This window comes from Megalodesulfovibrio paquesii, assembly GCF_054653055.1.
Genome location: NZ_BAAIGQ010000005.1, coordinates 1,015,777 through 1,028,509, shown reverse-complemented (window position 1 = coordinate 1,028,509; position 12,733 = coordinate 1,015,777). Strand labels below are relative to the sequence as shown.

12 protein-coding genes are annotated in these 12,733 nt (G+C 63.0%); all 12 read left to right on the top strand.

Going from position 1 to position 12,733, the window contains the following annotated elements; translation table 11 throughout:
* Positions 1-48 precede the first annotated feature (48 nt).
* The 12 genes from ACYQ00_RS11245 (at position 49) to dapF (ending at position 12,670) form a co-directional block, all read left to right on the top strand.
* Positions 49-330: a PxxKW family cysteine-rich protein gene (locus ACYQ00_RS11245; protein WP_460032203.1), complete on the top strand. Its 282-nt coding sequence runs from the start codon at positions 49-51 to the stop codon at positions 328-330.
* A gap of 68 nt (positions 331-398) precedes the next feature.
* A complete protein-coding gene (locus tag ACYQ00_RS11240; protein ID WP_460032522.1) occupies positions 399-1,628 on the top strand; it encodes a M20 family metallo-hydrolase in 1,230 nt (409 codons plus the stop codon).
* A gap of 22 nt (positions 1,629-1,650) precedes the next feature.
* The gene (gene mnmG, locus ACYQ00_RS11235) at positions 1,651-3,555 is read left to right on the top strand and encodes a tRNA uridine-5-carboxymethylaminomethyl(34) synthesis enzyme MnmG (RefSeq protein ID WP_460032202.1); all 1,905 of its coding nucleotides are present in this window, start codon (positions 1,651-1,653) and stop codon (positions 3,553-3,555) included.
* 128 nt (positions 3,556-3,683) lie between these two features.
* Positions 3,684-4,748, top strand: coding sequence for a PilZ domain-containing protein (locus ACYQ00_RS11230; protein ID WP_460032201.1), 1,065 nt, complete (start codon positions 3,684-3,686; stop codon positions 4,746-4,748).
* 243 nt (positions 4,749-4,991) lie between these two features.
* Positions 4,992-5,894: a hemolysin family protein gene (locus tag ACYQ00_RS11225; protein ID WP_460032200.1), complete on the top strand. Its 903-nt coding sequence runs from the start codon at positions 4,992-4,994 to the stop codon at positions 5,892-5,894.
* Between the two features lie 47 nt (positions 5,895-5,941).
* Positions 5,942-7,501: an apolipoprotein N-acyltransferase gene (gene lnt, locus ACYQ00_RS11220; protein ID WP_460032199.1), complete on the top strand. Its 1,560-nt coding sequence runs from the start codon at positions 5,942-5,944 to the stop codon at positions 7,499-7,501.
* A 52-nt stretch (positions 7,502-7,553) separates the two neighbouring features.
* Positions 7,554-8,670 (top strand): peptide chain release factor 2 gene (gene prfB / locus ACYQ00_RS11215; protein ID WP_460032198.1). Its coding sequence is split into 2 segments (ribosomal slippage): positions 7,554-7,628 and positions 7,630-8,670, totalling 1,116 coding nucleotides; the frame shifts between segments, so codons are not numbered across the junction.
* Positions 8,651-9,589: a GGDEF domain-containing protein gene (locus ACYQ00_RS11210; RefSeq protein WP_460032197.1), complete on the top strand. Its 939-nt coding sequence runs from the start codon at positions 8,651-8,653 to the stop codon at positions 9,587-9,589. Before prfB ends, ACYQ00_RS11210 begins: the two co-directional genes overlap by 20 nt.
* Entirely contained in the window at positions 9,586-10,449 is an 864-nt protein-coding gene (locus ACYQ00_RS11205; RefSeq protein WP_460032196.1) for a MinD/ParA family protein, read from the top strand. The genes ACYQ00_RS11210 and ACYQ00_RS11205 overlap by 4 nt, the downstream gene beginning before the upstream one ends.
* Before the next feature lie 102 nt (positions 10,450-10,551).
* Complete coding sequence (locus tag ACYQ00_RS11200; RefSeq protein ID WP_460032195.1) at positions 10,552-10,827, top strand: HU family DNA-binding protein; 276 nt, start codon at positions 10,552-10,554, stop codon at positions 10,825-10,827.
* 14 nt (positions 10,828-10,841) lie between these two features.
* The gene (locus ACYQ00_RS11195; RefSeq protein ID WP_460032194.1) at positions 10,842-11,780 is read left to right on the top strand and encodes a UshA-like (seleno)protein family 2; all 939 of its coding nucleotides are present in this window, start codon (positions 10,842-10,844) and stop codon (positions 11,778-11,780) included.
* Positions 11,781-11,803: 23 nt separating this feature from the next.
* Positions 11,804-12,670 (top strand): diaminopimelate epimerase, encoded by an 867-nt coding sequence (gene dapF, locus ACYQ00_RS11190; RefSeq protein ID WP_460032193.1) that lies wholly within the window; start codon positions 11,804-11,806, stop codon positions 12,668-12,670.
* The last annotated feature ends 63 nt before the right edge of the window (positions 12,671-12,733 follow it).

The window sequence follows — 12,733 nt, the reverse complement described above, 5'->3', positions numbered from 1 at the left end:
CGCATGTGAACTTTTTTCCGCGAATCAAGCTCTCCAAGGAGATATCCCATGGCTGCTGCCACCACCGCCCTGTCCAACGCCGTGAAGACTGAAGAAGGCGTGTTCCTGAACGGCGTGCTCATGGAGCCCATCATCGACAAATGCGAAGGCTGCGAGCGTTCCAAGGACGTCGAGGGTGTGAGCATCTGCACCAGCTACTCCCTGCCGGCCTCCAAGTGGCGCCTGGGCGCGTGCAACTTTGCCACGCACGTCAAGGCCACCGTGGACAAGAGCGGCAAGGTCAAGATCAACCCCCTCAAGGCCTCCAAGCGCGCTGCCCGCGGCCGCTAACGCCTGTTGGGTTCGCCGGGTCGTTTCTCTCCGCCATTTCGGGAATGCACACAGGGGATGCCATGTCCATGCTTGAGGTGTTGACGTCCAGACTGGACGCGAGCGGTCCCGCCGTGGTGTCCCTGCAGCAGTCACTGGTCGCCATTCCGGCTCTTGGTCCGGACAATGGCGGCCAGGGCGAGCTGGAGAAGGCGCTTTTCCTGACGGACTATCTGAAGTCCCTCGGCTTTGCCGCAGTGGAGCGGGTGGACGCGCCGGATTCCCGCGTGGCGTCCGGCGTGCGGCCCAATCTGGTGGCTGTCATTCCCGGGCAGCGTACGGACAAGACGTTCTGGGTCATCTCCCACACCGACGTGGTGCCCGCGGGTGATCGTTCCCTCTGGAAGACCGATCCCTTCACCCTGCATGTTGATGGCGACGTGATGACCGGCCGTGGTGTGGAAGACAACCACCAGGGCATCGTCTCCTCTCTCATGCTGGCCAAGGCCCTGCTGGACGCCAAGATGACACCGCCGGTGAACTATGGCGTCATCCTGGTGGCGGATGAGGAGACCGGCAGCCTCTTTGGGCTCGATTATGTGCTCAAGGCCCGCCCCGATCTCTTCCATCCCGATGATCTGTTCCTCACCCCGGACTTTGGCTGCGCAGATTCCTCCATGCTGGAAGTGGCCGAAAAGTCCATCCTGTGGCTCAAGATTGCCGTCACTGGCAGGCAGTGTCACGCCTCCACCCCCAGCCAGGGCCGCAACACCCTGGTGGCCAGCGCGGACCTGATCCTCCGGCTGGGCGAGCTCTACAAACTGTTCCCGGATGAGGACGCCCTGTTCGACCCGGCGCACTCCACCTTTGAGCCCACGCGCAAGGAGGAGAACGTTCCCAACGTGAACACCGTGCCGGGCTATGATGTCTTCTATGTGGACTGCCGGGTGCTGCCGAGCTACCCCCTGGACGAGATCCTGGCCAGCATCCGGGCCATGGCCGATGTGGTGGAACAAACGCGGGATGTGCGGATCGAAATCAGCATTGTCCAGCGTGCAGACGCCGCTCCGGCCACCAGCGTGGACAGCGAGATCGTCTCCCGCCTGACGGCCGGCATCCGCGCTGTCTATGGCATTGACGCCCGGCCCATGGGCATTGGCGGCGGCACGGTGGCCGCGTTCCTGCGCCGGCTGGGCTACTCTTGTGCCGTCTGGGCCACCTGCGTGCACAACGCGCATCAGCCCAATGAATCGTCCCTGATCTCCACCCAGCTGGGGGACGCCAAGGTCATGGCGCACGTCCTGACCCACACCGCCTGATCCCCGCCGGGGAGGCTTCCCCATGCCCGGCCCTGCCATGTTTCCCGACCAGTTCGACGTCATTGTCGTCGGCGCGGGCCATGCCGGCTGCGAAGCGGCCATGGCCACGGCCCGTCTGGGTCTGACCACCCTGCTGCTGACCAGCAATATCGACCGCATTGGCCATCTTTCCTGCAACCCGGCCATCGGCGGCCTGGCCAAGGGGCATATGGTCAAGGAAATCGATGCCCTGGGCGGCATGATGGGCCACTGGGCCGATGCCGCTGGCATTCAGTTTCGCATCCTGAATACCAGCAAGGGCCCGGCCGTGCGCGCCACCAGAGCCCAGATTGACCGCGACGCCTACATGCGCGTGGTCAAACGCTCCATTTTCAACCAGCCGAACCTGTTCGTCATCCAGGATATGGCCGAGGCCATCCTCATGGACGCTGGCCGCTGCGCCGGTCTGCGCACCTCCTGCGGCCGGACCCTCGCCTCCAGGGCCGTGCTGCTGACCACCGGGACGTTTCTGCAGGGGACCATCCACGTCGGCCTGACCAATTTCCCCGGCGGCCGCCTGGGTGATGCGCCTGCTGCGGGCCTGTCGGCCAGTCTGCGCGCCCTGGGCCTGGAGCTGGGCCGGCTCAAAACCGGCACCACCCCGCGCCTACTCAAGGATTCCTGCGATTTCAGCAAGATGGAACCCCAACCGGGCGATGATCCACCCCAGCCTTTCAGCTTCATGTCCCGTGGCGTGCCGCTGCCCCAGGTCCCCTGCCACATGACCTGGACCAACGCCGACACCCATGCGGCCATCCGCGAGGGGTTCGCACGTTCACCCATGTTCACTGGCGTCATCCAGGGACGCGGCGCACGCTACTGTCCCTCCATTGAGGACAAGGTCGCCCGCTTCCCGGACAAGGACCGCCACCAGATTTTCGTGGAGCCCGAGGGCCTGGAATCCCCGGAAGTCTACCCCAACGGCATCCCCACCAGCCTGCCCCTGGATATCCAGCAGAAGCTTCTGGCCACGGTGCCGGGGCTGGAGCATGCGGTGATCATGCGGCCGGGCTATGCCATTGAATATGATTTCGTTTTTCCCACCCAGTGCGCGCCCACCCTGGAACTCAAGGCCGCGCCCGGCCTGTGGACCGCCGGGCAGCTCAACGGCACCTCCGGCTACGAGGAAGCCGCCGCCCAGGGCCTGTGGGCGGCCCTGAACATCTTCTGCGCCCTCACCGGCAGGGCGCCATGCATCCTCGGCCGGGACCAGGCCTACATGGCCGTGCTGGTGGACGACCTGACCACCCAGGGCACCACCGAGCCCTACCGCATGTTCACCTCCCGGGCCGAGCACCGCCTGCTGCTGCGCGAGGCCAATGCCGATGCCCGGCTCACCCCACTCGGCCGGGAACTGGGGCTGGTGGATGACGAACGCTGGGCTGCGTTCTCGGAAAAATCAGGCATGGTGCAGGAGCTGCTGGACGGGCTGGCCGCGGTGCAGGTCCGGCCGGATGCGGCCACGCGCGAGGTGTTGCAGGCCATGGGCGCGCATGTGCCGGCCAAGGCGGTGAGCCTGGCCGAGCTGGTCCGCCAGCCGGCGCTGACCCTGGCCGCCTGCGCCCCACTCTGGCCGCGCATCGCCGAATGCCAGCGCCTCAGGCCCGACGCCGTGCTGGAGGCCGAAACCGTCTGCAAGTACGAAGGCTATCTTAAACGCCAGGCCCAGCTGGCATCCCAGTCCCGGAGCATGGAACACACCCCCCTGCCGGATGATCTGGAATACCATGGCATTCCAGGCCTTTCCCGCGAGGTGACGGAAAAGCTCTCCACCGTCCGGCCACGGACCCTGGGGCAGGCGGCGCGGATATCAGGCGTGACTCCTGCGGCCATTGCCTGTCTCGAAATCCATCTGAAAAAACTGGACAGAATGCCCCCCGACCGCTGAGTTTGGCAGGCATTCCACTTGCATGGATTTCCGTAACAAGGCAAGATCGAGGCAACTTTTGCCTGCCTTGGCCGCGACGGCGACATGCTGTCCGCCCGGGCGCAGACTGTAGCCAGACTGGAAATTGCATGCTCAGGCCCCTTGCCGCCAGCTTCGACCATAGCTTTCTGGAAACCGTGAAGGACTCGTTCTATACGAGTCTGGACCGGTTTCTGCTTGTCATCCCCTTTTTGATGGGGGTGCTTACGGTCGTGGTGGCCCTGGCCGTGCTTGTGACGCTGGTGAACCTGATTCTGAGGCGGATCCGCGGCAAGCGCCCTCCGGTGGGCGTCATCGCCAATGTGGAGGAAATCCGTGAACTGATCGACACGGCCATCCGGGACCGCAGCCGGCTGGACCTGAAATTTCTGCCGGCAGACTCCCTGCGCAAATCCATGGCCTGCACGCTGGTGGATCTCATTGGTGATACGCTTGTTGTGGAGCCGCCGACGTATGTGGTGATCAAGCCGGAATGGATGGGCCGGCGGGTGGAGTGTTTTTTCCGCCTGAACACGACCAAGGGGCAGACCCTGTTCTATACCTTCGAGACCACGGTGCTTGGGGTAAGCAGCATGGGCAACGCCATCATGCGCCTGGATCTGGTCGCCCCAAGCACCCTGCGGCTGGAGCAGAAACGCTCCTTCCTGCGCATCGACCCGCCCCAGCATTACTTCCTTGGTCTGGCGCTCTGGCTGGACAGCTGGGATTCCGGGATGTCGCCGCCCTCGAACGTCAAGAGCTGGGGCCGGCCTCCCCTGGTCTTTACTCCGGACAAAACGCAAAATCCGGTGTTGGTGTCCAACATTTCCGGCTCGGGGTTGCGGTTGTCCATCCGGCATGATGCCGTCCGGGCCATGCAACTTTCGCCAAATATCGGCGGGCGCGTTCTCATCCTGCTGGATCTCTACGATCCTGATACGGAACGCAAAAAGCGTTTTTGGCTGCGCTGCCGGATTCAGAACCTCCACGAGGATTTCAATACCCGGGACCTTGAAATCGGCCTGCAGTGCATCGGTTCCGGCCGCCCCGTGCGCGAGGAAGACCCCTACGAGCTGGAATGGCAGACCGTGGGAGACAGTGGCGTGGAACCACTGGCCAAATGGGTCATGCGCCGGCACCTGGAGCTCTATCGGGACAAGGGATTGGAGCTGTAAGAGGGTTTTTTGCCCGCAAGGTGTTGCCTTGCGGGCATTCTGTCTCTATGAGTGGATGTGAGCACACGCGGCGTCAACGCATGTACCCTTAGGCGCTTGTTTGCAACACATGTCGCAGGCATTGTTATCTTCCAGGCCGCGCACGCACCGGCATGCCACAGGGGCAGCCCCCTGCCGGGCATTCGGTGTTCGTGCATCAGTCGTGCGCTTGCGGCCAGTCTCACCCATACCAGGAGCTTGAAGTTGGACGAGGAGAGTGGGCTTTGGCCCTTTCTGAGCCGCTTGTTCGGGGCAAAGAACGGGCACAGCATCGAAAGACGCATTGAGGAGGCCGCCCAGGAGGGCGAACTGAAAGCCGACGAAATGGTCATGCTGCTCAACGTGTTGCGTCTGGGCCGCAAGCAGGTCTTCGATATCATGATCCCGCGCACGGACATCGTGTGCGCCGAAGTGGATGACACGCTTCACGAAGTCATGCAGAAAATCGTCGCCTCCGGACACTCCCGTATCCCCATCTACAAGGAAAACCGGGACAACATCATGGGCATTCTGTACGCCAAGGATTTGCTCAAGGTGCTTTCCGATGAAGCCGAGGGGCTGTGCGAAGCCGAGCCCCCATCCTTGCAGGAGTTCATGCGCGAGCCGTTCTTTGTGCCTGAAACCAAAAACGTCAAGGAACTCATTCAGGAATTCCGCTCCCGCAAGGTGCACCTGGCCATTGCCCTGGACGAGTACGGCGGCACCTCCGGCCTGGTGACCCTGGAAGACCTGCTGGAAGAGATTGTGGGCGAGATTGAAGACGAGTATGATGCCCCCCGCCCCGAAGAGGTGCAGCGCCTTGGCGAAGGCCGGTATCTCGTTTCCGGGCGGACCATGCTGGAGGATCTGGCCCAGGAAACCGGGCTGGAGCTGGAATCGGAACAGGTGGAAACCGTTGGCGGCTATCTGAGCGAGCTTGCCGGCCGTGTGCCCCGGCAGGGGGAAGTGTTTCGCGTGCAAGGCTGGCGCTTTGAGGTGAAAGAGGCCGACGCCAAACAACTGCGCTTCACTGTGATGACCCTTGATGACGGCGCCGGTGGCCGCTATGAATCCGCCACGCTTATTCCCCAGGCCACGTCAGATGCAGTGCGGCCAAGCAACGAATAGCCCGTGCAACCGGCATCCTGTCACCCAAGGCCCGTTGTCCTGAAACCATGATTTTCCTCACCCTGCTGATCATCTTTGGCAGCTTCTTCGGCTTTGCCAATCCTGTTGGGCAACTTCCCGCCCTGGCCCTGTTCGTGCCAGGAGGGCTGTACCTGCTGGCGCTCAGCGCAGAGACACCATGGCAGGCCTTCCGCCGTGGCTGTCTGGCGAGCGGTCTGGCAGCTTCAGCGTCTTTGTACTGGGTGGCCGTGCCCGTGCATGATTTTGCCTATGTCCCCTGGGTGCTGGCCGCGCCTTGCGCCGTCTTGCTGGGCATGACCCTTGGGTTTTTCGGCGGGGTGTTCTGTCTGGCCTGCCAGCATGTGTCCCGCCGGCTGCCGCTGCTGCCAGCCTCGGTGTTTGCCGGCGCGGTCTGGGGGCTTTTGGAAGCAGCCAAAGGCTACGCGCTGACGGGGTTTCCCTGGCTGGTGCTGCCGGCGGCGTTTGCACCGTGGCCGCTGCTCATTCAGGGCTTGTCGTCCGTGGGCAGCTGGGGCCTTGCCGGGGTGCTGGCCATGGCGGCGGCGGCCTGGGCGCATGGCCGTTGGGTCAAGCAGACCACGGGCGCCCCCTCCCTGCCCGGAGCCTTCCTCTCGTTTCTGGTGCTGGCCGGGCTGTTTCTGCACGGCGTGATCGTGCTGCAGGAGCCGCAGGTCAGCGACGGGACCGCACTGCTGGGCGTGGTCCAGGGCAATGTGGACCAGAGTGTCAAATGGAATGAGGCGTATCAGCAGGAAACCATAGACCGCTACGTCGCGCTCTCCCGTGCCCTGGCCAACCAGACCAAGCCGGCTGCGCCAGCCGTCCTGCTCTGGCCGGAAACCGCCATGCCCTTCTATTTTCAGGAGCCTGGGGATGCCTCCCGGCAGGTCCGTTCCGTGGCCTCGGACCTGGGCGTTGCCCTGCTCCTTGGCGCCCCGGGGTACGACCGCGATCCGGAATCCACGCAATACCGCTTTTTCAATCGGGCGTATCTGGTCGGGCAGGATGGAGAAATCCGCTCCTACTATGAAAAGGAACACCTTGTGCCCTTCGGGGAGTACATTCCTTTTGGCAAGGAACTTTCCTTCCTGAAAAAACTGGTAGAGGGGCCAGGGGATTTCACCCGCGGGCAACAGGTCGGCCCACTGCAGCTGAACCAGCTGGCCATGGGCGTCCTCATCTGTTATGAGACTATCTTCCCCGAGCTGGCGCAACGCCGGGTGGATCAGGGCGCCAACGTGTTGGTGAACATCTCCAACGACGCCTGGTTCGGCAAAACCGCAGCGCCCACCCAGCACCTGCATCTGGCAGTGCTGCGGGCTGTGGAGCAGCGGCGCACGGTGGTGCGAGCCACCAATACGGGCATCAGCGCCGTGATCAAACCCACGGGCGTGGTTCGCGAGCCAACCCGCCTGTTCGAGACGGTGGTGTTTGCGGCGGAAGCCGATCTCATGACCTCCCGCACCCGCTATCATGCTTGGTTTGCTCGCATCTTGCCGATCATGGCTGCATTGGGTATGGTGTGCTACCTGTGGTCGCGCATTGCCCCCAGCAGAACCCCCTCCAAGGGCACCCGATACAGCTGATTTGTTCGGGGCGTCTCTTCCTTTTTCACCTTCCACCACCATCGAATCCGCCATGTTGCAATTGTCCGATTTGAAGATTCAGGCGTCGCCGTTGCAGATCCAGTATGACACGCTCTGGAGGCGTCTTTGACCTGGAGGCAGCCAAAAACCGTCTGCAGGCCATTGAAGACGAGCTCTCCAAACCCGAATCCTGGAGCAACCCCGAACGCATGACCCCGCTGCTGCAGGAAAAGCGGCAGAAAGGGGAACAGGTCGCCCGCTGGGAAGCCCTGCAGGCCGCCCAGGCCGAGCTTGAGCAGTGGCTTGAGTTCGCTGCAGCCGAGGAATCCCAGGACGTGCTGGAACAGCTGGCCGGCCAGCTGGAGGTGCTGGCCAACCTGCTGCAGGAGGTGGAGATGGATCTGCTGCTCTCCAACCCTGTGGACAAGTGCGACGTCATCCTGGAAATCCACTCCGGGGCCGGCGGCACCGAAGCCCAGGACTGGGCGGAAATGCTCCTGCGCATGTACCGCCGCTGGGCCGAACGCCACGACATGGGCGCGGACATGCTGGACTATCAGGAAGGTGAAGAAGCCGGCCTCAAAAGCGTGACCCTGGAAATCAAGGGCCCCAACGCCTATGGCCTGCTCAAGGGCGAAACCGGCATCCATCGACTGATCCGCATCTCGCCCTTCGACAGCTCCGGCCGCAGGCACACCTCCTTTGCCTCCGTGTCTGTCTATCCCAATGTCAACGATGAAATCGTCATTGATATCAAGGAAGAAGAACTGCGCATTGATGTCTTCCGCTCCTCCGGTCCGGGCGGCCAGAGCGTGAACACCACCAGCTCCGCCGTGCGGGTGACGCACCTGCCCACCGGGATGATCGTGCAGTGCCAGAACGAAAAATCCCAGCTGCGGAACAAGGAAGCGGCCATCAAGGTGCTCAAGGCCCGGCTCTACGAGCGCGAACTCAAGCGCCGGGAAGAGGAAAAGCGCAGCGAATACGCCAGCAAGGACGCCATCGGCTTTGGCAGCCAGATCCGCACCTACACCTTGCAGCCGTATCGCCTGGTCAAGGACCATCGCACCAACTGCGAAATTGGGGATGTGGAGGCTGTACTTGATGGACGGATCGACCCCATGCTGCGTGACTACCTCCTGTGGACACATGAACGCGCAGTCGCCTGACGGCACGGTGCCCCATGCGTCCCTCGCCGGGGAGCTGCGGCTGCTGGCCCGGCTCCTGCGCGAGTATGGCGCACCGGAATCGCCGGAGCAGACACCCCAGGGCGGGCTTGTGATTGCCCGGCTGGCGCCCTCGCTGACCCTGGAAGACTGGGAGCTCCTGCTGGCCCGTCCGGAACTGGCGGAACTCAAGGACTGGATTGCCCTGCCCCTGGAGGGTGATCCCATGCCGTTTCTGGTCCATCTGCAATCCAGGCTTGATGAACTCTCCTGGCAAACGGAGCACGACCCGCTCACCGGGCTGTGCAACCGCCGGGCTTTCGACCGGCTGCTCGGCCAGGAACTCAACCGCGCCCAGCGCCAGCACTCCCGGCTGGCCCTGGCGGTGCTTGATGTGGATAACTTCAAGCGGGTTAATGATACCTACGGCCACCCTTGCGGGGACGAGGTCCTCATGTCCCTGGCCCGGGTGCTCACCCTGGGCAAACGCGGCTACGACGTGGCCGCCCGCACGGGCGGGGAGGAATTCTCCCTCATCCTGCCCGGCGCCGGTCTGCGCCGCGCCAAGGCCGTGGTGGAGCGGTTGCTGGAGATGTTTTCCAGCCAGGTGATGTCCTGCGGCCCCCAGGGGCAACCACTGCCACCGTTCCGGTGCACCTTTTCCGCCGGGCTGGCCATCACCCGGGGCACCAGCCGGTTGCGGCCCGCGGATTTTGTTTCCCTGGCGGATCAGGCGCTCTATCAGGCCAAGGCCAATGGCAAGGCCCGCGTGGAGGCAGCGCTGGCGGCGGATGAGGAATCCCTGGCCCGCTCCACCCTGGTGCAGTCCAGCGAAAAGCAGTTCCTGCTCTCCAATATCGGTGGCGGCTGCCTGTTCGATGAAGACGATGACGACGGTTTTTCACTCTCGGAGGATGCATGACGCAGCCCAATAAAACACTCTCCGTGGCCATCCTTTCGGGCAAAGGCGGCGTGGGCAAGACCAACATTGCCCTGAACCTGTCCTATTGCCTGTTCAAGGCCGGCCATCGCCTGCTGCTCATGGATTGCGACATCGGTCTGGCGAACCTGGACGTGCTGCTGGGCATTGCCCCGGAAAAGACCATCCAGGATCTGGTGGACGAAGACATGCCCCTGCAGGAAATCGTCATGCCCCTGGCCAAGGGCGGCTTCGACCTGCTGCCCGCCGCTTCTGGCGTTCCCGAGCTGCTGGAGCTGGACGACGATTCCCGTGAACAGCTCTTCGAGCGCCTGCGGCCGTTGTTCTCGCAATATGATTTCGCCTTCATGGACATGGGGGCAGGCATCTCGCCCACGGTGTTGTCCTTTGCCGCCATGAGCCATGTGCGCGTGGTGGTGGTCACCCCGGAGCCGACCTCCCTGACGGACAGTTACGCCCTGATCAAGGTCCTGGCCACGCAGCACGGGGTGCGGGAGTTCCATGTGGTGGTGAACATGGCCGAAACACCAAACGAGGAGCGGGAGGCCTTCAACCGGCTGAACGCCACCTGCGAACGGTTTCTGGGGTTCCAGGTGAACTTCCTTGGCGGCATTTCCCACGACAAACATGTGCCGGACGCCGTGCGCCGACAGACACCGCTCATGAAGCTCTCGCCAAAATCGGACTCTGCGCGCGACATGATGGCCATTGCCGTCAAACTGGCCAAACTCCGCGAAGCGCGCCTGCCCGAACTGGCCCAGGAGGACGCCCTGCGGCCGTTGCAAACCCTCAAACCGCCGGCCCCGGAAGCCCCGCCGGTTGTCGTCTCGGAAAACGAATAGGAATTCCTTGACGATAGGGTATATTTGTTCCATAGTGAAAGTGTTTTATCGTCACAAACCCTGCGTTCGGGGGGACGCGGCACACCGCCATGGAGCCATGAGATGAACAAGAGCGAGCTGATCCGCAAAGTCTCTGAAGAAAACAACATTCCTCTTGAAGAAGCCACCGTGGTGGTCGGCACCTTCATCGACTCCATCAAGGACTCCTTGACCGAGGGCTCTCGTGTGGAAATCCGAGGCTTTGGCAGCTTCAAGATCAAAACCTACGGCGGCTACACCGGGCGCAACCCCAAGACCGGCGAGATGGTGACCGTGGATCCCAAGACCCTGCCGTTCTTCCGGGCCGGCAAGGAGCTCAAGGAATATCTTAACAAGTAAGAGCCGGTATCCTCATGCGTAGACGTCCCCTGTGTGCGGCAGGCCTGCTGGCTTGCCTGGCGCTCCTTTCGCTTGTGTTTGCCGGCGGCCGGGCAGCTTCGGTCGAGGCTGCCCAGGCCCCGGTGCTGACCATTTTCTTCACCGCCGACACCAAAGGCTATTTCGATCCCTGCCCCACCTGAGGCGGCAAAATGGTTGGCGGGTTGGCCCGGCGGGCCACCATCATGCAGCAGATTCGGCAGGCGCTCCCGGCCGGGGCTCCCGTTCTGGCCCTGGGGGGAGCCCAGGAGTTCTTTGACAAGCGCGATGTGGAAGTGCGCCCCAAGGAACAGTATATTCCGGCCTTCTTCAAGGCCTATGCCCTCATGGGCTACAACCGCGTCTTCGTCACCCCGCAGGAGGCGGACTGGCTCCGCCAGAATGCAGCCCCGGGGCAGACGATCGAGCTGCCGCCTTTGTTTCGCGAGCTCTCGACCCTGTCACCCCTCACGGAGCAGTACACCGTGCAGGGCAAGCATGTCGCCCTGGTGCATTTTCCGCTCATTGACCATCAGGATGTGCCTTCGGAGCAGATGCAGGAGGCCGTGCGTCGTGAAATTGCCGCCCAGAAGACCAGGAACGACCTTGTCATTGGCATGAGCCACTGGGGGCGGCAGCAGGAGTTCACCCTGCTCTCCAATGGCGTGCCCGGACTGGATATTCTGCTAGGCGCCGGGGCGGGCACTCCCGGGCCGGATCTCATCGCCAACAACGGCCAGACCCTCTGGGCCCGTTCCAACATCAAGGGGCGCACGGTCACCGTGTTGCAGCTCCTGGCCTGGCCCAAGGCAGGCGAGCGCTGGAAGCTTGGCGACAACATTCTGGCCACCGCGCCTGTGCTGGAAGAGCCCGTGGCCGATGATCCTGCCATCAAGGCCCTGTTTCACCCCCAACCACTTATCCCGGCCTCTTGATCCGCACGTGAAAAGGACCCGTTATGTCTGACGCCCTGCGCCGCGTTGAGTTCCACAAGCTGCATGGCTGCGGCAACGATTTCATCTTCATTGATAATCGCACCCTCCGCCTGCCTCAGGAGCACATGGCTGCCTGGGCCATGGCCCTGTGCAAACGGGCGTTCAGTGTCGGAGCGGACGGGCTCATCTTTCTGGAATCTCCCGCACCGGACCCGGGGTGCGACTACCGTTGGCACTTCTTCAATGCCGATGGCTCGCGCGCGGAGATGTGCGGCAATGCCTCGCGCTGTGCCGCCAGTCTGGCCGTGCGGCTGGATCTGGCGGGTCCGGCGCATCGCTTCCAGTCCGACGCCGGCCCCATCCTGGCCCAGGTGTTGGAGGAAACGCCCGGCGGCGCACGGGTCAGGGTCCAGTTGCCTCCGCCGCAAGACCTCTGGCTGGGCGAGCCCCTGCAACTTGACGGGGCGACCTATACCGTCAATCACGTCAACACGGGCGTGCCTCATGCGGTGGTCATTGTGGATGATGTGTGGGCCCTGGACGTCAGAACTCTGGGCCGGGCGCTGCGGTATCACGAACGCTTTGCCCCCAAGGGCACGAACGCGAACTTCATCCAGATAGTGGACAAAAAAAATATCCTGCTGCGGACGTATGAACGCGGCGTGGAAGACGAGACCTATGCCTGCGGCACGGGAGCGGCGGCCAGCGCGCTGGTGGCGCAGCAACTGGGCTTTGCCGACCCCGAAGTCAACGTCAGCACCACTGGCAAGGAAGTCCTGACCATCACCACGGTGAGCACCAGTGGCGGCGAGCAGCTCTTCCTCGGTGGCGCCGCGGTGTATGTGTATGCCGGTACGCTGGATGCCCGCGCCCTGGGATTGCCCTTCTAAATAATATCTTGCAATCCCTCAGGCCCCGGTGTTACGGATTGATTTCATTCTTTATCTCGATAC